24 protein-coding genes, 1 tRNA gene and 1 pseudogene are annotated in these 18325 nt (G+C 63.0%); 16 read left to right on the top strand and 10 right to left on the bottom strand.

The genetic code is table 11. The annotated features are described in order from the left end of the window. Window positions 1-64: 64 nt before the first annotated feature. Together HNS03_RS08380 and HNS03_RS08375 are read right to left on the bottom strand one after the other, a co-directional pair. A complete protein-coding gene (locus tag HNS03_RS08380; protein WP_367194457.1) occupies window positions 65-460 on the bottom strand; it encodes a hypothetical protein in 396 nt (131 codons plus the stop codon). After that, window positions 450-848 carry a hypothetical protein gene (locus tag HNS03_RS08375; RefSeq protein ID WP_367194455.1) on the bottom strand — a complete coding sequence of 133 codons (399 nt, stop codon included), beginning with the start codon at window positions 846-848 and terminating at the stop codon, window positions 450-452. The genes HNS03_RS08380 and HNS03_RS08375 overlap by 11 nt, the downstream gene beginning before the upstream one ends. Window positions 849-895: 47 nt before the next feature. Between HNS03_RS08375 and HNS03_RS08370 the strand changes: the two genes are divergently transcribed. From HNS03_RS08370 to HNS03_RS08350, 5 genes and pseudogenes are all read left to right on the top strand, one after another. Beyond that, window positions 896-1681, top strand: coding sequence for a helix-turn-helix domain-containing protein (locus HNS03_RS08370; RefSeq protein ID WP_367194454.1), 786 nt, complete (start codon window positions 896-898; stop codon window positions 1679-1681). 573 nt (window positions 1682-2254) lie between these two features. Further along, window positions 2255-2476 carry a hypothetical protein gene (locus HNS03_RS08365; protein WP_367194453.1) on the top strand — a complete coding sequence of 74 codons (222 nt, stop codon included), beginning with the start codon at window positions 2255-2257 and terminating at the stop codon, window positions 2474-2476. Beyond that, window positions 2476-2862: pseudogene (locus HNS03_RS08360) on the top strand (YqaJ viral recombinase family protein); the annotation flags it as partial. The gene HNS03_RS08365 and the pseudogene HNS03_RS08360, both read left to right, overlap by 1 nt. Window positions 2863-2875: 13 nt before the next feature. Continuing rightward, window positions 2876-3412: a hypothetical protein gene (locus tag HNS03_RS08355; protein WP_367194494.1), complete on the top strand. Its 537-nt coding sequence runs from the start codon at window positions 2876-2878 to the stop codon at window positions 3410-3412. A 78-nt stretch (window positions 3413-3490) separates the two neighbouring features. After that, window positions 3491-4246 carry a hypothetical protein gene (locus HNS03_RS08350; RefSeq protein ID WP_367194452.1) on the top strand — a complete coding sequence of 252 codons (756 nt, stop codon included), beginning with the start codon at window positions 3491-3493 and terminating at the stop codon, window positions 4244-4246. Window positions 4247-4257: 11 nt separating this feature from the next. Here the strand turns inward: HNS03_RS08350 and HNS03_RS08345 are convergent, their stop codons facing one another. Beyond that, complete coding sequence (locus HNS03_RS08345) at window positions 4258-4524, bottom strand: hypothetical protein (RefSeq protein ID WP_367194451.1); 267 nt, start codon at window positions 4522-4524, stop codon at window positions 4258-4260. Here HNS03_RS08345 and HNS03_RS08340 point away from each other — a divergent pair. From HNS03_RS08340 to HNS03_RS08310, 7 genes are all read left to right on the top strand, one after another. Then, complete coding sequence (locus HNS03_RS08340; protein ID WP_367194450.1) at window positions 4493-5110, top strand: hypothetical protein; 618 nt, start codon at window positions 4493-4495, stop codon at window positions 5108-5110. The two genes, HNS03_RS08345 and HNS03_RS08340, sit on opposite strands and share 32 nt — an antisense overlap. Window positions 5111-5165: 55 nt before the next feature. Then, window positions 5166-5555, top strand: coding sequence for a hypothetical protein (locus HNS03_RS08335; protein ID WP_367194449.1), 390 nt, complete (start codon window positions 5166-5168; stop codon window positions 5553-5555). A 31-nt stretch (window positions 5556-5586) separates the two neighbouring features. Continuing rightward, the gene (locus HNS03_RS08330; protein WP_367194447.1) at window positions 5587-5853 is read left to right on the top strand and encodes a helix-turn-helix domain-containing protein; all 267 of its coding nucleotides are present in this window, start codon (window positions 5587-5589) and stop codon (window positions 5851-5853) included. A gap of 75 nt (window positions 5854-5928) precedes the next feature. Then, window positions 5929-7023 carry an ATP-dependent RecD-like DNA helicase gene (locus HNS03_RS08325; protein WP_367194446.1) on the top strand — a complete coding sequence of 365 codons (1095 nt, stop codon included), beginning with the start codon at window positions 5929-5931 and terminating at the stop codon, window positions 7021-7023. 13 nt (window positions 7024-7036) lie between these two features. Then, window positions 7037-7450, top strand: a complete 414-nt coding sequence (ssb, locus tag HNS03_RS08320) for a single-stranded DNA-binding protein (RefSeq protein WP_367194445.1) — start codon at window positions 7037-7039, stop codon at window positions 7448-7450. Window positions 7451-7531: 81 nt separating this feature from the next. After that, window positions 7532-7792, top strand: a complete 261-nt coding sequence (locus tag HNS03_RS08315; protein WP_367194443.1) for a helix-turn-helix transcriptional regulator — start codon at window positions 7532-7534, stop codon at window positions 7790-7792. A gap of 609 nt (window positions 7793-8401) precedes the next feature. Next, entirely contained in the window at window positions 8402-8998 is a 597-nt protein-coding gene (locus tag HNS03_RS08310; protein WP_367194441.1) for a tyrosine-type recombinase/integrase, read from the top strand. Window positions 8999-9034: 36 nt separating this feature from the next. Here HNS03_RS08310 and HNS03_RS08305 read toward each other — a convergent pair. Then, window positions 9035-9109: transfer RNA gene (locus tag HNS03_RS08305), tRNA-Asn, on the bottom strand. 150 nt (window positions 9110-9259) lie between these two features. Here HNS03_RS08305 and HNS03_RS08300 point away from each other — a divergent pair. Together HNS03_RS08300 and cobU are read left to right on the top strand one after the other, a co-directional pair. After that, window positions 9260-9526, top strand: a complete 267-nt coding sequence (locus HNS03_RS08300) for a hypothetical protein (RefSeq protein ID WP_367194440.1) — start codon at window positions 9260-9262, stop codon at window positions 9524-9526. Between the two features lie 16 nt (window positions 9527-9542). Next, a complete protein-coding gene (cobU, locus tag HNS03_RS08295; RefSeq protein WP_367194438.1) occupies window positions 9543-10085 on the top strand; it encodes a bifunctional adenosylcobinamide kinase/adenosylcobinamide-phosphate guanylyltransferase in 543 nt (180 codons plus the stop codon). A gap of 57 nt (window positions 10086-10142) precedes the next feature. On the opposite strand, the gene HNS03_RS08290 is transcribed toward cobU, so the two are convergent. Continuing rightward, window positions 10143-11357 carry a polyhydroxyalkanoate depolymerase gene (locus tag HNS03_RS08290; protein ID WP_367194436.1) on the bottom strand — a complete coding sequence of 405 codons (1215 nt, stop codon included), beginning with the start codon at window positions 11355-11357 and terminating at the stop codon, window positions 10143-10145. Between the two features lie 297 nt (window positions 11358-11654). Here HNS03_RS08290 and HNS03_RS08285 point away from each other — a divergent pair, with 297 nt between their 5' ends. Then, a complete protein-coding gene (locus tag HNS03_RS08285; RefSeq protein WP_367194434.1) occupies window positions 11655-12308 on the top strand; it encodes a glutathione S-transferase family protein in 654 nt (217 codons plus the stop codon). 248 nt (window positions 12309-12556) lie between these two features. Further along, a complete protein-coding gene (locus HNS03_RS08280) occupies window positions 12557-13225 on the top strand; it encodes a glutathione S-transferase family protein (RefSeq protein WP_367194432.1) in 669 nt (222 codons plus the stop codon). A 22-nt stretch (window positions 13226-13247) separates the two neighbouring features. Here HNS03_RS08280 and HNS03_RS08275 read toward each other — a convergent pair whose 3' ends face one another. The 5 genes from HNS03_RS08275 to HNS03_RS08255 form a co-directional block, all read right to left on the bottom strand. Next, a complete protein-coding gene (locus HNS03_RS08275) occupies window positions 13248-14489 on the bottom strand; it encodes an MFS transporter (protein ID WP_367194431.1) in 1242 nt (413 codons plus the stop codon). Between the two features lie 214 nt (window positions 14490-14703). Continuing rightward, window positions 14704-15267: a helix-turn-helix domain-containing protein gene (locus HNS03_RS08270; RefSeq protein WP_367194490.1), complete on the bottom strand. Its 564-nt coding sequence runs from the start codon at window positions 15265-15267 to the stop codon at window positions 14704-14706. A 94-nt stretch (window positions 15268-15361) separates the two neighbouring features. Continuing rightward, window positions 15362-16555, bottom strand: coding sequence for an NAD-dependent epimerase/dehydratase family protein (locus HNS03_RS08265; RefSeq protein ID WP_367194429.1), 1194 nt, complete (start codon window positions 16553-16555; stop codon window positions 15362-15364). Window positions 16556-16731: 176 nt separating this feature from the next. After that, window positions 16732-17502, bottom strand: coding sequence for an ATP12 family chaperone protein (locus tag HNS03_RS08260; protein WP_367194427.1), 771 nt, complete (start codon window positions 17500-17502; stop codon window positions 16732-16734). 3 nt (window positions 17503-17505) lie between these two features. After that, window positions 17506-18240 (bottom strand): HAD-IA family hydrolase, encoded by a 735-nt coding sequence (locus HNS03_RS08255; protein ID WP_367194425.1) that lies wholly within the window; start codon window positions 18238-18240, stop codon window positions 17506-17508. Window positions 18241-18325 lie beyond the last annotated feature (85 nt).

Below are 18325 nucleotides of genomic sequence, written 5' to 3'. Positions count from 1 at the left end.
GTCGTGAGGATCGGGTTGGCCATTTGGCGCGCTCCGCTATGGGGATGGGGACGCCGCCCGGCGGCTAGTTGATGAGGTGGCTGACGACGTCGTCGGGCTTGGGTGCGGCCTCGGAGGTCTCGGCGCTACGGGCGCGTTCGCAAATCGTCTCCATGATCGAGACGAGGTCGTCGAAAGCGTCGACGGATGCGAAGAATTCCATCTTGTCGGCGAGGTCGATCAGTCCGCGCAGGACGGCCTGCCGCTTGGTTTCTTCCATCCGGCTTAGGCCGAGGACGAAGCGGAACGCCTTCATGTCGAGGTGGTATTCCTCCGCGACCTGCTTGATCGCTTGGCCGGCGAGCCCTTGGTGTTCGGACGCGGTTGCCTTCTCCTGGTTGTATTCTGCAACCGCCTTCTGAAGCGTGGTCGCGTCGATCGCGCCGCTTTCCGCCTGCTTGGCCTTGGCCTTACGCGCCATTGCGAGATCCTTTCTGCGGAGGGAGGGGGATATCGTTCGGCCACGGATGCCCGTCGGGCCAATCCGGATGGATCGCCGCCACGTTGGACCCGTGCGCTCTCGAACGAAGGCGCCGCGTCACCAGCACCAGGGTGTCTTCCTCGACTTCGGCCGGTTCGGGCCGATCGATGTCGGAAGGCCACTCGACATCTGCGGGCCATAGCGCCGCGAAGCGTGCCGCTACGGCGTCGTAGGTCCCGGCGCGCAGATCGCGCGCCATGAACGTGTCTAGGAACTTGGGATCACGAGCGACGATCCGTGCCGCTGTCGACGGCGCGAAGCCGGTGCGCGTCCGAAACGCATCGAAAAGGCGCGTTAGGTTCGACTTGAACAAATCAGCGTACCGCATACGCCGATCCCTAAGTCGGAAATAATCCTACTTTCAATCGAGAATAGTTGGAATCCGAAAAATGGGATGGATTTCGGTCGAAAGTTGGAATATATGTGCAGAAACTACTAACTTTTCGTGGGTTTATGGTCGGAAGCATGGAAAATATCCAACGTCAACGCGTTCGCGAACGGCTCGATGCCACGGGCCTCAATGCGTTTGAGGCCGCCCGACGTGCTGGCCTGCATCGATCGTTCCTTCACGATCTCCTCATCGGCAAAAAGCGGTCTATCAGGGAAAAATACCTGCCTCAGCTTGCCCCGGTGCTCGGCTGCGATCCCGAATATCTCGTCGGCCGCCAGAGTGAGGTTTCTCGAAACGCAGCCGGTGGCGCGCAGCCCGCTGCCATTCCCACACCAGTCGGAATGGAAACCGGCAGCATCCCGGTCATCGGCCGGTGTGAACCGGGAAGTTGGCACGATCCAGCCTATCCCGTTCCCGGTGTTGGCAAGCTGACGATTGAGCCTGATCCCCGATATCCAAGTACGGCGCAAGTTGGATTTGTCGTATATGGCGACGATGCGGCAACAATTGGGATTCCAGATGAAAGTCTTATTTGTATTGGCCTTGTCGATGAACTGAAAAAATATGGCCGAAATCTTACTATTGGCGACACTGTTGTTGTAAAAAACGAACGAAACGGCACATTTGAACATACTATTAGAAAATATATTTTGGAAAAAGGGGAATATATATTTAGATCTGGTGGAAATAATCAAGGTATACCTGATACATTTCCATCAGAAAATACAGTAGTAATTGGAATAATGCTTACATCTAAAAAGGTATTCTAAACTAAGTAGTATATATTATTTATAAATAATATTGGTTATAGGGGGCGGCCCTTTAGGGGGCGCCCCTTATTTTAATATTTTGTTTATATTTATTTGTATAAGTCTCCAAAATCCGCGCGCGCGAGTTATTCTGAGCTTGTGTGAATGTCGACCCTTTTGGGTTTTTCGTTTTCGCGCTGATAGTCGGATAAAATCCAACTTTCCGATTGACGAAGCGGCTTAGTTGGATTTACTCCCGGTAACGGTTGATCGTAGCCGGCCAGGAGGAAATTCAGATAGACATCGCATCCCCATCCAGAACCGCACCCAAGGTCGGAAACCGACGATGGCGTGCTATTCGCGCCAATCCGAGGCGCTTTCGGTCAAGCTCGCTCATCCGCATCGGGTCGGATTTCGAGCGGAAAAGCGCAGCCCTGCGGATGGAAAGTAACCCTGACAATCGGGTCGAGATGGAGGCCCGCACTCGCCGGTTTTTGGATAGGGCCGCCGCCTAGGTGCGGCGACGAACTATCCGATTTTGGGGGGCTCGGCGATGCCGTTTCGCCGGCTCTTGCAAGTTAGCGAGGAAGCGAGATGCGTATCGAATGCGCCGATGCGGAAACTGCGGCCAAGGTCCACGAGATCATCGCGAATGACATGGCCGATCACCTTCTGGCATCCGGTGTCGACCTTGACGACTCCGACGCTGTCCGAAAGGCGCTGTCCGCTCGATTTGGAACGCCGAGCATCGAGAACCTGACGGGCCGGGCCGTCGGCCGCGCTCGTGGCCTAAGAGCGGGTGGGGCGACAGGTTGATGTCGCCGATCGAGACGCTTTCGCCGAGGTCCCGGGCGTCCTGGATCAAGGTTGGCGAAGCCGATGTTACCGCGTCGGTCGTTGGGGCTCTGCTCGGCTGTCACGAATATACGACCCCGTACAAACTTTGGGCTCTCAAGTCCGGCCTGATCGTCGAAGACCCGGAAGAAACCGAAGCGATGAAAAGGGGCCGGCTCTTGGAGCCGGTTGCCGTCGAACTCCTTCGCCAGCGCCATCCCGAATGGGACATCACGCACAACACCAATCCCGGGACCTACTACCGAGATCCGGCAGCCCGGCTCGGCGCGACGCCCGATGTCATCACACATGACCCAGCCCGCGGCCCCGGGCTCGTTCAAATCAAGAACGTCGAACAGTCGGTATTCCGTCGGAAATGGCTTGGCGGATGCCGACGAACCGGAACCGCCGCTTTGGATCGCCCTTCAGGCGACGGTCGAAGCGCACCTTACCGGCGCGGCCTGGGCGACCGTTACGCCGTTCGTTATCGGCCATGGGATCGAGCTTCCGGAAATCGACGTACCTTTCATGCCCGGCGTCTTCGATCGCCTCAAGCGCGAAGCCCGCGCCTTCTGGGAAATGATTGAGCGCGGCGACGAACCGACCCCGGATTATTCGCTCGATGGAGAGACGATTTCCGCCGTCTATGCGGCGGACGAGGGGGAGGAAATCGACCTTTCGCAGGACCCACGCGTCCGGGAATTGATCGAAGCCGTTCATCGGTTTCGCGCCGAAGAAAAGGCCGCGGCGAAGGCACGCGCGGCCGCCGAGGCGGAAATCCGCAACCGGATGCGCGGCGCGACGATCGGGCACCTGCCCGGCGGCCGCAAGATCACATGGCGCGAGCAGCATCGCCGCGCCCGGTACCAGGAAGCGACGACGGTTCGCCCGCTGAGATTGCCGCCGCCCGACGAATAGAGCGCGGCGCGTAAGAGCGACCGGCCGGTGTTCGACCCCCCGGTCGCCTGGAAACCCGAGGCAAGGGACCCAGCAACTATGTCCGAAGCTCAGGCCGCCCCAGGGATGGGGCACAACGCACCACCATTGGAGGAATTGCTTGCCGATCAGCATCGCTCGCTTGTCGGCGACGTCGATGCCATCGCGAAGCGCGCGATGGTTCTCCCCGAGGAAATCAGTTCCGACGATGATCTCGACGCGACGACCAACGTCGGCCGCGACCTTGCGAAGCTCCGCAAGCGCATCGACGCAACCCGGAAGGAAGAAAAGGAACCGCACCTCGAAGCCGGGCGGACGGTCGACACGTTCTTCAACGCGCAGATTGGCCGCGTCGCCAGCATCTTGAGCACACTCGAAGCAAGGGCGACGGCGTGGCACGAGAAAAAGGCTGCGGCCGAAAAGCGCCGCCGCGAGGACGAGGCGCGCCGGCTCGCCCAGCAGGAGGAAGCCGCCCGGAAACGCGCCGAGGCTGCCAAGCGGCCGGATACGGTCGCACGCTACGCGGACGAGGCGGAACAGCTCGCGGCGAAACGGGAAGACGCCGAGGCTGCCATCGAGTCCGGGGTTCGGTCCGTCACCAAACGGACGACGGAAAGCGGAGCCCGATCCGGTAGCCGGTCGACCTGGGATTTCCAGATCACGGACTATGACGCGATCCCGCTCGACGTGCTTCGGCCGTTCCTTCGAAGGGAGGACGTCGAAAAGGCCAGCCGCTCATATGTCCGCATCCAGAAAGGCTCGGCGAGCCTTGCGGGCGTCCACGTCTTCGAAAGCACGAAGGCGACGTTCCGATGAGCGCGAGCACCCTACGCCGCGTTAGATACGCCGTGATCGATACGGAAACGAGCGGGCTGTTCGACTTCAAGCTTCCCGCCGACGCCGTCGGACAGCCACGGCTCGCGCATCTCGCATCGATCTACGTCGATGAAAACGCCGAAGTGCTCGACCGGAAGGACTTCTATGTCCGCCCGGACGGTTGGCGGATGAGCGCCAAGGCGACCGAGATCAATGGCCTGACGACCGAGTTCCTTCGGGAAAACGGTGTCCCGATCGGCGGCGTGCTCGATCGCCAAGCGCAATGCGATCCTCGGCGGGGTGCCGAAGGCCGTCTGGCGCAAGGCTTACGAAGCCGCCGAGGCGACGGTCAAAGGCGACGTCAAGACGCTCTCGGAGCGGCGCGACAAGATGCTGAAGGCGTTCGCCGCCTTTGGCGTAAAGCCCGAGCAGATCTTTACCGCGATCGGTGCCGGCGGGCTCGACGATATCACCCTCGATCACATGCCGGTTCTGACCGGCATGCACAGCGCCTTGAAGAACGGAGAAGCGACCGTCGAGGAAATGTTCTCGACGACGGTCCCAGCCGGCTCCAGCGATCGCAAGGGACTGAACGAAAAGCTCGGCGATGTCGCCGAAGGTGAGGGCTCCAATGCGAAGGCCGCGAAAGGCGCGGAAAAATCGACGGCGCAGAATGGGGCGGGGGATTCCCCCAAGGCGGACGGAAAGAAGGAAAAGCGCGCCGAAAAGGCGCCGGAAACGACCGCCGATGCGGAAAGCCGCGCCGACGATACCGAGCAGGGGGAAGGAGAGGCGGACGAACCGGCTCGCGATATGCCGGAAGCGACGTCCGACGACATCGAGCATGCCCGCGATCGCGGCTGAGATGCCTTCCACAAGGGGATGGCCCGGAAGGCGGTGCCGCCGGAGTTCCGCGAAGATGGCCGCCATGCGGAGCGTGATGCTTGGCTCGCGGGCTTCGACGCTGCGTCCGAAGATCAGGGCGAAGGGGGCGGCGATGACGCTTGAGCTCAATCAGCACGTCAAGATGCTCGATCTCTGGATCGTTGCCGAAAGCCGCGCTGAAAGGGTCCGGAAATTCATCGACGAGCGCGGCCGCGACCGGCTCGCGCTCAAGGTCGATCACCCGGATCCGACGATCGTATCGGCGATCGCGTCGCTCGCCCCCCAGGTTGCAATTAGCGACCTGTTCCTCGATCGGGCGCTTCAGATCGCCGAAGACGCGGCCGACACCAGTCGCCGCGCGTTCTTCGAAAACGCTGCCGCTTTCTGGCTAGCGGACTTCGGTCCGCCGAAGGAGGCCGAGTGATGCTTACGACCATCCTTCGCGGAGAGCGGCCGTGATCGACAAAGACGACCGTTCGGCGATCGCCGGAGAGATCGCGCGCCGGGCGCTCGCGATCCGGATTTCGAAGCAGATCGATAGGAAGGTGATAGCCGATGCGCTCGGCTCCACCTCAACTCGCGTAAGCCGGATCGAAAACGGGACAGCGAGACTATCGGCGGCCGAACTCGTCGTTCTCGCCCGGGCGCTCAACGTTCCGACGTCCGTCCTCGTCGGCGATATCCCGGCAACCGACAGGTGGGAAATCGCCGATGCGTATTGAACGCTTCTCGCAGATCAACCGCGCCGCCCAGGCGCTTCGGCGGCCGGGCGGGCGTTCGAACCCATCGAGGCAGCAATGAAATTCTCACCGCAGCAGGACAGCGCGATGAAGGCCGTCCGCGATTGGCTTCGGTCCGGCATCGGCGGGCCGCAGTCGTTCTATCTCGCCGGCTATGCCGGCACCGGCAAGACGACGCTCGCGCGACATCTCGCGGAGCACGTCGGCAAGGCGCAATTCGCGGCCTTTACCGGGAAGGCGGCGCTTATGCTGCAATCCAAGGGCTGCGAGGGCGCACGCACGATCCATTCGTTGATTTACCGTATCGACGAAGACGGCCCCGAACCGGCTTGGCGCCTGAATGTCGATAGCCCGATCGCCGATGCGGACCTCGTCGTCATCGACGAGGTCTCGATGGTCGGCCCGGACCTTGGCCGCGATCTTATGTCGTTCGGTCGGCCGATCCTCGTCCTCGGCGACCCAGCGCAGTTGCCGCCGGTGCGCGGCGAAGGCTTTTTCACGTCACGCGAACCCGACTTCATGCTGACCGAAGTTCATCGGCAGGCGCAGGACAACCCAATCATCGCGATGTCGATGGAAATCCGGGAAGGCGGGCGGCTCGCAAAGGGCGCCCGCGGGGAAAGCCGCGTCATCGGCCGGACGGAAATCGAAACCGGCGCCGTCCTCGCGTCCGATCAGGTCATCGTCGGGAAGAACATGACGCGCCGGCTCTACAACGATCGCATTCGCGAATTGCTCGAAAGGGAGGGCTTCTTTCAGCCGGGCGACCGGGTTGTCGCTCTACGCAACAACAAAGAAAAGGGACTGCTAAACGGTGGCATCTGGCAGGTCGAGAAAATAATAAAACAAGGTGACAAGACGACACAAATGAAGGTGAGCCCCCTCGACGCCGGAACGAATAAGGATTGGCGGAAGGTTATCACGCACCATGCATGGGTCACGGGCGAGGAAAGGTCGCTCGATTGGAAGGAGGCCAAGCAATACGACCCATTCGACTACGCATATGCGCTTACCTGTCACAAAGCGCAGGGTTCGCAATGGGATGACGTCGTCGTCTTCGACGAAAGCCGGACCTTCGGCGAGCACGCTGATCGATGGCTCTATACGGCCGTAATGCGCGCCGCCGAAACCGTCACCGTCGTTACGACCTAAGCGGAGCCCCGAAATGAGTATGAACCGCGTCATCCTGGTCGGCCGCGTCGGCCAGGACCCGGAAATCAAGAGCTTCGACAACGGCCGGCGGATGGCGACTTTCAGCCTCGCGACCTCGGAGCGGTGGCGGGACAAGTCGACCGGCGAGCGCCGCGAGAAAACGCAATGGCACCGCGTCAGGGTGATGTCGGACGGGCTCATCCGGATCGTCGAAAACTATGTCCGGAGGGGCGGCCTCGTCGGGGTCGAAGGGGCGATGGAATACCGGGAATGGGAAGGCCAGGACGGTTCGAAGCGCAAAGCGGCCGAGGTCGTGCTGAAGGGCTTCGACGGCAGGCTCTCGTTGCTCGGCGACGGTGGAGGCGGCCGCCCATCTTCAGGCCAGCAGGACTACGGCCGCGACCTCGACGATGAAATCCCGTTCTGAGGAGGCATGGGCGATGACCATCAACGTGACGCTAGACGGCTGCAAGCTGGAACGTGCCGGTACCGTGCAGGGAGGGAAGGCGTGACACGTCGCGACGAAGGGGGCGAGCGGGCGGCGCGCTGTGTCTTACCGCCTTCGCTTCCGCCCCGGGGCCTCAGTCGAGTCGAGGCGGCTCGCTACATTGGGGTAAGCCCGACGACCTTCGACCAACTGATCGCGGGTGGGCTCATGCCGGGTCCGAAGCGGATCAGGAGACGAACGGTATGGGATCGGGTTGCTCTGGATCGGTCATTTGAAATGTTGCCTGCTATTGGTCCCGATGAGTATAACCCGTGGGACTGACTGTAAAACGATGAATATAAAGACCAAATACATAATAAAAGAAAAGATTAGGCATGGGGCTATTCGATATTATTACAGGAGGAAGCCCTTAAGGCGCATAAGGATACGCCCGAATACGGGACAGATGAATTTCTCCGGAAATATCGCTTAGCTGAACAGGGCATAGACCCTGAAACTTGTGAACCGGTTGAGGCGCCCCCCGCCAAGCGGCGCCGATCAGAGAACCGGCCGACACGACGGCCGATTGAAGGCTCGCTCCGCGAGATCGCGTGCATCTACTACCAATCTCCCGAGTTCCGATCGCTAGGGGAGAGCACGCGATATGTTCGCCGGAAGATCCTCGATCGTCTCTGCGCGCAGGGCGGCACAGATAAGCGCCCGCCGTATGGCGACCGGCCGGCTGCGAGGCTTGAGCCGCGACACGTCCGGAAGCTGCGCGACGAGAACTCCGAACATCCGCATTCGGCGAACGGCCTCCTAAAGGCGCTTCGGCAGCTCTACAATTACGCGATTGAAGCCGAGCTAGCGGGCGTCACGACGAACCCGGCGCGGGAAGTCCCTTATATCAACGCCTATAGCCAAGGCTTTCATGCGTGGACGCTCGACGAGGTGGAGCAGTTCGAGCGGTACCATCCGGTCGGCTCGATGGCCCGGCTCGCGTTCGCCTTGCTCCTCTACACCGGGCAACGGCGATCTGACGTGATCCGCTTCGGTCCCCAGCACATTCGAAACGGATGGCTGACTTTCACTCAGCACAAGGGGCGCAATCGCAAGCCGGTCAAGATGGAGCTGCCCATCCTCACGGTCCTTCGCGAGATTATCGAGGCTACCCCGGGGCGGGGGCAGGATACGTTTGTCGTCACGCGGTTCGGCAAGTCGTTCGCCGACGCGGGGTTCGGCAATTGGTTCGCCAAGCGGTGCGATGAGGCAGGCGTGCCGGGGCGAGCCCACGGACTGCGCAAGGCCGCGGCCGCACGCCTCGCGGAGCTAGGTTGCTCCGATCGGGAAATCATGGCGGTGACGGGCCACACGACGACGAAGGAAATTGATCGCTACACACGGTCGGCGAGGCAACGCCTTCTAGCTCAGGCCGCGCTTAGCCGGCTCGAAGCGGGCAATGACGATAGGGACTTTGGGGGGGGTCGAAAAGGCCGATTCGGGCCGCACCTAGAGGGCGACGGCTTTTCGGGGCGGGCCGCACCGTGATTAAGCTATTGAAAAATAACCACTTTTTAGGGTGGTTGGCTCCCCGGGCCGGATTCGAACCAGCGACCAATCGGTTAACAGCCGATTGCTCTACCACTGAGCTACCGGGGATCAGCACGCCATGTGAGCGTGGGTGCTGCCTATATCAAGCCTCATTGCCCTTGCCAAGCCTTCGGGCCATCTCATTTGTGGCGTTTTCGGATGAGGTGTGGACAGACGGTGTTCCAAGGCACGCCGCACCCCTTGATAAAGGAAGCAAGAATGGCCGACATCCGGTTCGGGAAACGGCGGGTCCGGCTGCCGAGATCGCGGCCGGTGCGGCTCGGGCTCGGCGGGGGGCTGGTGCTCGGCGGCGTATTGGGCTTTCTGCCCGTGCTCGGCTTCTGGATGCTGCCGCTCGGCTTGGTGGTGCTGTCGGTGGATAGTCCCGGATTGCGGCGCTTGAGGCGGCGGGGCGAAGTGTGGTGGGGCCGCCGGCGGCCGTTTGGCGGGCGGGGCCCGTCGTCGCGGACGGGCACTGAGCGATGATTAGGAGGTCCGACAGGTGGCGCGGTCGATTTTGATTCTGGGGGGAGCTCGCTCCGGCAAGAGCCGTCTGGCTGAAGAGCTGGTCGCCGGGTCCGGGCGCGCTCCGGTCTATCTGGCCTCCGCCGGCGCTCCCCAGGATACGGAAATGGCTGCGCGGGTTGCCCATCACCAGGCCCGGCGCGACGCGCGCTGGCGAACCGTGGAGGAGCCTGTCGACCTCGTCGGCGCACTCACTCGTGAGGCCGGGCCAGAAACGGCCATCCTGGTCGATTGCTTGACGCTCTGGCTTGCGAATCTGTTCGGCGCGGAGCGGGCGATCGAGGCCGAGGTCGAGGCGCTTTGCGCCCTGATTCCCAACCTGTCCGGCCCCGTGGTCTTCGTCTCCAACGAAGTGGGCGGGGGCATCGTGCCGGAGAATGCGCTGGCGCGCGCCTTCCGGGACGCCCAGGGACGGCTCAATCAGCGCGTCGCGGATGCGGCGGACGAGAGCTTCTGGGTGGTGGCCGGCCGGCCGATCAGGTTGCCGCGCGAGGCGACGATCGATGTGGCGCTCGAGTAGCCGAGCCCCCGGGAGTGCGGAGTAAACGTCGGACGCTCTTGTCGAGGGGAGCGGCGGCTACTCCATCGCCAGGATCATGTTGCGTACGACGGGGTAGATTTCACGCTGCCAGTGCTTGCCGTTGAAAACGCCGTAGTGGCCGACATTGGCCTGCAGATGATGGCGCTTCAGGTGCGGGCGCAGGGAGCGGCAGAGATCGTGGGCCGCGGCCGTCTGGCCGAGCGCGCAAATGTCGTCGCGCCCGCCTTCCACCGTCAGAAGCGCCGTCTTTCGGATCGCGGAGGGATCGACCAGCCGGCCCTGGTAGGTGAATTCGCCCTTGGCGAGTTGATTGCGCTGGAACACCCGGTCGATGGTCTCGACGTAGAATTCCTCCGTCAGGTCCAGCACCGCGAAATACTCATCGTAGAAGGTCTTGATCTTCTCCGCCTTCTCCGTCTCGCCGGCGGCGAGATACTCGTAGAGCTTGCGGTGCTGATCGCGGTGACGCTCCATATTCATCGCCATGAAGGCGGTGAGCTGAACGAATCCCGGATAGACCCGGCGGCCGCCACCGGGATAGCGTGCCGGCACGCTGGAGATTACCTGGGTCTCGAACCACGACAGCGGCTTGGAGTTGGCGAGATCGTTGACCGCCGTCGGGCTTTCCGACACGTCGACCGGACCGGCCATCAGCGTCATCGACCGCGGCGTCGCCGGATGTTCGTCTTCCGACATTACCGCCACCGCTGCGAGCGCCTGGACGCAGGGCTGGCAGACCGCGAGGATGTGGGATCCGGGCCCGATCTCCTCGATGAAGCGGATCACGTAAGTGACGTAGTCCTCGACGCCAAAGCGGCCGGCCTCCAACGGCACGTCGCGCGCATTCACCCAGTCGGTGATGTAGACCTCGTGATCTTGCAGCAGGGTCTGCACCGTGCCGCGCAGCAGCGTGGCGAAGTGACCGGAGAGCGGCGCCACCACCAGCACGCGGGGTTGCTCCGTGTCGATGTCCTTGGAAAATTTCAGGAGCTGGCCGAACGGAAGATCGAGCGCGACCTCCGTCGTCACCGGCACGTCGCGATTGCCGACCCGCACGCTGTCGATGGCGAATTCGGGCCGGCTATGGGAGAGCTCGAAGCGCGACAGCATCTCCAATCCGGCCGAGACCCGTCGGCGCATATCGCCAAAGATTCCCCATTCGCAGGGAAATTCGGGAAATGCCGCGTTGCGTGCGAGGGCGCGCAGCGGGGCGATCATGTCGTCTTGAAACTGATAGGTTTGGTAGAGCATCGATCGTCCGTTGCCCGTTCGCGGAATGCCGCAGTGCAAAAAATCTCGTGCGAATGTCCCAGCTTTGCGCGAAGATTGAAACCCATAAAGTCGAGGGGGACCCTGATCGGGCCCTCGGCTAGTGTGGAGCTTTGCTCCCCGCCCGTGCCGAAACGGGCCCGTTTGGACATATCTCGCAATTGCGAAATAGGGTCCGGATAGGCTACTCAAGCATGAGGCGGGCCAAGGGGATGCAAAAGGGGCAGAGGCCGCTCGGCCGAAGGCGCGCCTCCGACAAGTGAGGGACAGATAGCTTCGATGGCTGGCGCGAAACTGACGATCTCATCCAAGAACTACTCGTCCTGGTCGCTGCGCGGCTGGCTGCTGTGCCGAATGGCGGGGCTGGACTTCGAAGAGGCGAAGGTCGACATCGACGACCCCGATACCCGGCAGGAGCTTCTGCTTTTGTCGCCATCCGTGCTGGTGCCGCGCCTGACCCATGGCGACGTCACGGTCTGGGACACGCTCGCGATTGCGGAATATCTGGCGGAAATCGCTCCGGATGCCGGGCTCCTGCCGGCGGACCAGGCCGTGCGGGCGCATTGCCGCGCGGTATCGGGCGAAATGCATTCCGGCTTCTATAATCTGCGTTCGGCCTTGCCGATGAATCTCAAGGCCCGCCACGACCACTTCAAGATCTTCTCCGGCGCCCGGCCGGATGTCGATCGGATCAAGGCAATCTGGCGCGAATGCCTCGACAAATATGGCGGGCCGTATCTGTTCGGCGACCTCACGATGGCGGATGCCATGTATGCGCCGGTCTGCACGCGCTTCCGCACCTATGCGGTGGAGCTGGAGCCAGAACTCTCCGCCTATTGCGACACGATCTTCAACTGGCCGCTGATGCAGGAGTGGACCGAGGCCGCTCTGGCGGAGCCGGAGGAGATCGTCGAGCTCGAGGTGGAATTTTAGCCCGTCTCGGGAATCGGTTCGCGGTCCCGAACCGCCACAAAGGACAAGTTCGGCCGGTCACCGCTTGAGGAAAGAGCGGACCGGCTGGAGGGCTCGCCTTGAGCCATCAGGTTTGGCGAAGAGATCCATCACCAACCTCCATTGGACGTCTCGGTCGTGCTCGGTGACAATCCGAGCCTGAGGCCTGTTTCGGGCCGGCCCATTGGGCCTCCGGCAGGCCAGAGAAAGATCGTGTTGGGAGGGATGTGATGAGTCTCGTTCTGGTGATCGGCAATAAGGCCTATTCGAGCTGGTCGCTCAGGCCATGGCTTCTGATGGCCGAGGTCGGCATCGATTTCGACGAGATCCTGATCCCGCTCGACGAGGCGGATACGAAGGAGCGCATCTTGCGCCATTCGCCTTCGGGCAAGGTCCCGTGTCTGGTCGACGGGGATGTGGCGGTTTGGGACACCATGTCGATCATGGAATATCTCGCCGACCACTACTCAGACCGGGCGATCTGGCCGGCGGACCCGGTGGCGCGCGCGATCGCCCGTTCGGTTTCGGCAGAAATGCATTCCGGCTTTCCGGCGCTGCGTAAGGCCTGCCCGATGAACCTGCGCAAGCGATTTCCCTTCCTGGGCTGGGGTGGGCCGGCGGCGGCCGCTGAGGTGGCCCGGATCGAGCAGATCTTTGCCGATTGCCGCAGCCGATTTGCGGGCTCCGGGCCGTTTCTGTTCGGGGCATTCAGTGCCGCCGACGCCATGTATGCGCCGGTGGTGACGCGGCTGGATCGGTATGGCTGGGAGGTGAGCGCCGCCACCCGGAGCTATATGGACGCCGTGCTGGCGCTGCCCAGCCTGAAACGCTGGACGAGCGATGCCGCGGCCGAACCCTGGGTGATTGCGGCCGACGAGGTCGAGCTTCCGGCGAAGTGAAACTGGAGGCTTCGCGCTCCGCTTAATCCCGGCTTTCCAGGTGCTGGATGCGCCGCAGGTCCGGGAACATTTTGGCCCAGAGGGCGGCGACGGCCATCGTGCCCATCCCGCCCACCACCACGGCGGCCACGGTGCCGATCAGGGTCGCCATGACGCCGGCACGGAACTCGCCGAGTTCGTTGGAGGCGCCGACGAACACCATGTTGACCGCGTTCACCCGGCCGCGCACCTCGTCCGGAGTCCAAAGCTGGATCAGCGTTTCGCGTACGAACACGCTGACCATGTCGAAGGCGCCCATCAGCGCAAGCGCCACGATGGAGACCCAGACCGTGGTGGAGAGGCCGAACACAACAGTGAAAGCGCCGAAGCTGAACACGCAGATGAACATCAAGAACCCGGCGCGCGAGCGGATCGGGCTCATGGCCAGGAACACGGCCATGGCGACCGCGCCCACGCCGGGTGCGGCGCGCAAAAGGCCGAGCCCCCAGGGACCGAGGTCCAGGATATCGCGGGCATAGACCGGGAGCAGGGCGGTTGCGCCGCCCAAGAGCACGGCGAAGAGGTCGAGCGAGATCGCGCCCAGAACGACCTTTTCGCGGCGGATGTAGCTGAGTCCGGCGATCACCGTTTTCCAGCTCGCCGGCTCGCGCGTGGTGCGCTGGGCGGGTTGCGGGATCGCGAGGACGAAGCCCGTGCCGGCGAGAAACATGACGCTGGCCGCGCCATAGGCCGCGATCGGGCTTACTCCATAGAGAAGGCCGCCGGCGACCGGCCCGACGATCGTGGCCACCTGCCAGGCCGAGGAGTTCCAGGCGATCGCGTTGGAGAGCGCCTCCTGGGGCACCAGATTGACCACCAGCGAGCTTTGCGCCGGGTTGAAGAAGGCGCGCGCCGTCCCGAACACGATCAAGGTCACGAAAATCGGCAGCACGCTCGGCGCGCCCGCAAGGGTAAACGCAATCAGGAAGCCCGTGCACATGGCTTCGACGATCATGCCGAGCGCCATGATGGTGCGCCGGTTGTAGCGATCGGCCGCCGCTCCGGTCGCGAACATCAAAAGCAATGCGGGGGCGAACTGCAACAATCCGACCAGGCCGAGATCGAACGGGTCGCGGCTGATGTCGTAGACCTGCCATCCGACGGCGACCGAGACGATCTGCACGGAGAAGGTCGAGGCGAAGCGCGCCGCCCAGTAAAGGGCGAAGCTTTTGTGCTGAAAGGCGGCGAAGCGGGACGTGGGGCCGTCCGACGGAGGCAGGGCCATCTTATGGGGTCGCGTTTTTGGGGCGGCAGCGTCGGTCGCCGAAGGATGGGGTCGTTTCTCTTTTTCCTACCTAGAGCTTTTTCCGCTCAGACGGAAACGTCTGAGCGATAAGAAATGGCTCCAGGATGAATACCTTAAGCATGTCGCGTTCAAACCGATTCCGTTTGAACGCGACATGCTCAAAGCGCGGGACGGCAATCCGTATGCGAGCGCCTCACCCTTCTCCGGGCGAGGCGATGATGGAGAGATAGCGGGCGGGGAGCTGGACCAGCTCGGCGGGGCCGTGGGGGGCGATGGCGTCGAAGAACAGGGAGTCCCCAGGCGAGAGTAGAAATTCGCGCTCGCCATGGCGATAGCGAACCTCGCCCTCCAGCATATAGAGAAACTCCACGCCTTCGTGCTGGAAGTCGGTGAATACGTCGGAGTGCTCCGTCAGCGTGATCAGGTAGGGCTCCACCGAGACGCTGGCGCGGATCATGTGGCCGAGAAGCTGGTAGATATGGCCAGCGCGGGTGCCCCGGCGGTCGATCTCCAGGCCGCGCCCGGCCGGCACGTAGGAGACGTCGCGGCTTTCCTCGAACGAGCGGAAAAAGGCCGAAAGCGGAAGGTTGAGCGCGCTGGCAAGGTTGGTCAGCGTCGAGAGCGAAGGCGAGATCTGGCCGTTCTCGATCTTGGAGACCATGCCTGGGGAGAGGCCGGTCGCCTGAGCGAGGTCGGCGAGCGTCATCTGATGGCGCTGGCGCTGGCGGCGGACCTCGCGGCCGATGTGGCGCTCGATCGAGCGGGGCTTTTCGGCAGGCCCTTCCGGCGCGTCGGCCGACTTGTCGTTGCCGGACGCCGTCCTATCGCCGCTATGCCGCCGCTCAGCCAGCTTACACCGCCTTCGGATAGGCCAGCTTGGGCATGCGCCGCCAATTGGAGACGCATGGGATCTTGGCGCGGTCGCAGCGTTCCGCATAGGTGCGGGCGATATCGGTCACTTCCGACATCAGCCCCGCCTCCAGCGTGATCGGCGACAGGCCCATGCCCAGGAACCGGTCGTTGGTGACGTGGAGATCGTTCTCTTCCGCCTCGTTGCGCGGGTTGGGCAGATATTCGATCGGCACGCTGGTCATTTCCGAGATCATCTCGGCGAGCCGGCGAATGCGGTGGGTCTCTGTCATCTGGTTGAGGATGTTGACGCGCTCGCCGGCCTTGGGCGGGTTGTCGATCGCAAGCTCGATGCAGCGGCAGGTGTCGCGAATGTGGATGAAGGCGCGGGTCTGGCCACCGGTGCCGTGGACGGTCAGCGGATAGCCGATGGCAGCCTGCATCAGGAAGCGGTTGAGCACCGTCCCGTAGTCGCCGTCATAGTCGAACCGGTTGATCAGCCGCTCGTCCATCGAGGTTTCGTCGGTCTGCGTGCCCCAGACGATGCCCTGATGCAGATCAGTGATCTTCACCCCGTCATTCTTGTTGTAATAAAAGAAGAAGAGCTGATCCTGCGTCTTGGTCATATGGTAGATCGAGCCGGGATTGGCCGGATACAGGATCTCGTGATCGATGAGATCGGCGCCGGTGTCGATCTTGATCTGAAGGTAGCCCTCCGGGATCTTCATACCGGCGGTGCCGTACCCGTAGACGCCCATGGTTCCGAGATGGACCAGATGGATGTCGAGCCCGGATTCCACGATCGCACACAGCACGTCGTGGGTTGCGCACAGATTGTTGCGCACCGTGTAGCGCTTGTGGTGCGGCGTCTTCATGGAGTAGGGCGCGGCGCGCTGCTCGGCGAAATGGATGATGACGTCCGGCTTTTCCTCGAGGATCAGCGTCAAAAGGCGATGGTAGTGCTCGCCGACGGTGAAGGAGTGGTAGCCGATCTGCTTGCCGGTCAGCTCTCTCCAGACCTTCAGGCGCTCGCCGAGGGGGCGAATCGGCGTCAGCGATTCGACCTCCAGCTCCACGTCGATCTTCCGTCGCGACAGGTTGTCGACGATGACGACATCATGTCCGCGTTTGGACAGATAGAGGCTGGTCGGCCAGCCGCAGAACCCGTCACCGCCGAGGACAAGAACTTTTGCCATCTTACATATCCACCTGAGACGCGCGCATCGCCCTTCGACCCATTGTCCGGAGGGCGATCGCGATTGTCGAGCCTTTACGAGGCTTGGCGAACGGAATGCGCAAGCCTCAAATTGGGACGTGGCTTAGCGCATCCGACAGTGCGATGCCAGCGTGGCGGGCCTTTGCGTGCGCTGCGTCAGGCAAGCGCACGGACGACGAAGGCGGCCGCCTGCATGTCGATCTCCCGCTGATCGCGACGTCGCTTGGCCTCCGCATCCTCGCCCCAAAGCGAAATGTTCCAGTCCTCATCGACATGGGCGGCCGCCCAGGCCTCTTCCGCGTCCAACTGGCCCTCCAGCACTGCAAGCGCGATCAGGACGGACCCGGTGAGGCTGGTCATCGAGTGCATGGCGGCCAGGAGAAGCGCGGGATCGCGCGGCAACCGGGCATCGACGGCGCTGAGCGTGGAGGCGGACTGGGCGACCGGCATGACCCCTTCGGCAAGCACGAACCGGGCGCCGAGGGTCGTTTCCGCCCAGGCCAGGATCGGATCCCAGGCGGCGCGCTGATTGTCGACGAGGCCACCTGGACCGTCCGCGCGGTAGCAGAGCAGGTCGGTCTGGGCATAGGCGGCTATGTCGCGGGCGACGGCTTCGCGCGCCGGCTCGACACCGTCGATGGTCGAGTTCAGCAGCCGGGTCAGCGGCATGGTGGCCCGATCGATTCGTTCCGCCTGGGCGGCCCATTCCGCCGCGATCGCTTCGGCCACCGTCGCGTCGGGGGCGGCAAGCACGCGCCCGCCCGGGGTCCGCACCGTTCGGCCGTCGAGGGTGATGGCATGGCCATTCTCGCCGCTTCCGACCGCTACCCCCTTATAGAAGCGTTTCGGCAGCTCGGGGCGCGACAGACGTTGGGAGCGTTCGAGCGGGTCGGACGGGGGGGCGATTCGGATCTCCTCGTCGCTCATGGTTCAGACATCCTCTCTGTCGCCGGTCAGCTCGGCGATCGCATCGGGCAGCTCGGCGACGCTCGCAACCACCCGGTCGGCGCCGGCCGGCGCCAGCTTGTCGGTCGGATGGTAGCCCCAGCTCACGCCGATCGCGGCGGTGCCGGCGGCCTTCGCCATCTGCATGTCGAAGGTGGTGTCGCCGATCACCACTGTCGAGGTCCTGGGAGCCCCGGTTTCGCCGAGCGCACGTTCCACCATGGTCGGATCGGGCTTGGAAGGAGCATCGTCGGCGGTCTGAATGGTCACGAACCGGCCGCGAAAATCGAACCGGTCCAGGATCACGTCGACACCGCGCCGGCTCTTGCCGGTGACCATGCCGATGAGGGTGCGCTCATCCCGCTGCAAGTCGGCGATCAGGTCCGCGATGCCGGGAAAGAGCGGCTCGTTATGGGAGGCCGCGGAGCGCAGGTCTCGAAAGGAATCCTTGTAAGCTGCAACCACGTCCAGCGTCGCTTCGGCGCGTTCCGGGCCCACGAGTTGGCCGACGGCCTGGGGCAGGGACAAGCCGATTATACCGAGAATGGCGGTTCGCGGCGGCGGCGCGAAGCCGTGGCTCGCAAATGCGCGCGTCATCGCCTCTACGATGATGTGCTGGCTGTCGACCAGCGTGCCGTCGCAATCGAACAGGACAAGGCGCAGGCTGGAGGCGTTGGAAGTGGTGGCGCGTCGCGCCGCCAGCGGATCGGTGTCGGTCATTGGATCGGCGTGCTCGATAGGTCTGGACTGGGCTCTGGAGCCGTTCCGCTTTTGGCCGAATAGCTCGAAGTTTTCGTTTCGAGGC

It is taken from the genome of Amorphus sp. 3PC139-8 (assembly GCF_040750475.1).
Lineage (GTDB): Bacteria > Pseudomonadota > Alphaproteobacteria > Rhizobiales > Amorphaceae > Amorphus.
Note: the sequence above shows the minus strand (reverse complement) of the source record. Positions and strands in the feature narration are given on the sequence as shown.

Bases quoted from the DNA above. Each gene is read 5' to 3' on its own strand.
- HNS03_RS08380 (WP_367194457.1), bottom strand. From the start codon at position 460: ATGGCGCGTAAGGCCAAGGCCAAGCAGGCGGAAAGCGGCGCGATCGAC.
- HNS03_RS08375 (WP_367194455.1), bottom strand. From the start codon at position 848: ATGCGGTACGCTGATTTGTTCAAGTCGAACCTAACGCGCCTTTTCGAT.
- HNS03_RS08365 (WP_367194453.1), top strand. From the start codon at position 2,255: ATGCGTATCGAATGCGCCGATGCGGAAACTGCGGCCAAGGTCCACGAG.
- HNS03_RS08350 (WP_367194452.1), top strand. From the start codon at position 3,491: ATGTCCGAAGCTCAGGCCGCCCCAGGGATGGGGCACAACGCACCACCA.
- HNS03_RS08335 (WP_367194449.1), top strand. From the start codon at position 5,166: ATGGCCGCCATGCGGAGCGTGATGCTTGGCTCGCGGGCTTCGACGCTG.
- HNS03_RS08325 (WP_367194446.1), top strand. From the start codon at position 5,929: ATGAAATTCTCACCGCAGCAGGACAGCGCGATGAAGGCCGTCCGCGAT.
- ssb (WP_367194445.1), top strand. From the start codon at position 7,037: ATGAGTATGAACCGCGTCATCCTGGTCGGCCGCGTCGGCCAGGACCCG.
- HNS03_RS08300 (WP_367194440.1), top strand. From the start codon at position 9,260: ATGGCCGACATCCGGTTCGGGAAACGGCGGGTCCGGCTGCCGAGATCG.
- HNS03_RS08290 (WP_367194436.1), bottom strand. From the start codon at position 11,357: ATGCTCTACCAAACCTATCAGTTTCAAGACGACATGATCGCCCCGCTG.
- HNS03_RS08285 (WP_367194434.1), top strand. From the start codon at position 11,655: ATGGCTGGCGCGAAACTGACGATCTCATCCAAGAACTACTCGTCCTGG.
- HNS03_RS08280 (WP_367194432.1), top strand. From the start codon at position 12,557: ATGAGTCTCGTTCTGGTGATCGGCAATAAGGCCTATTCGAGCTGGTCG.
- HNS03_RS08275 (WP_367194431.1), bottom strand. From the start codon at position 14,489: ATGGCCCTGCCTCCGTCGGACGGCCCCACGTCCCGCTTCGCCGCCTTT.
- HNS03_RS08265 (WP_367194429.1), bottom strand. From the start codon at position 16,555: ATGGCAAAAGTTCTTGTCCTCGGCGGTGACGGGTTCTGCGGCTGGCCG.
- HNS03_RS08260 (WP_367194427.1), bottom strand. From the start codon at position 17,502: ATGAGCGACGAGGAGATCCGAATCGCCCCCCCGTCCGACCCGCTCGAA.
- HNS03_RS08255 (WP_367194425.1), bottom strand. From the start codon at position 18,240: ATGACCGACACCGATCCGCTGGCGGCGCGACGCGCCACCACTTCCAAC.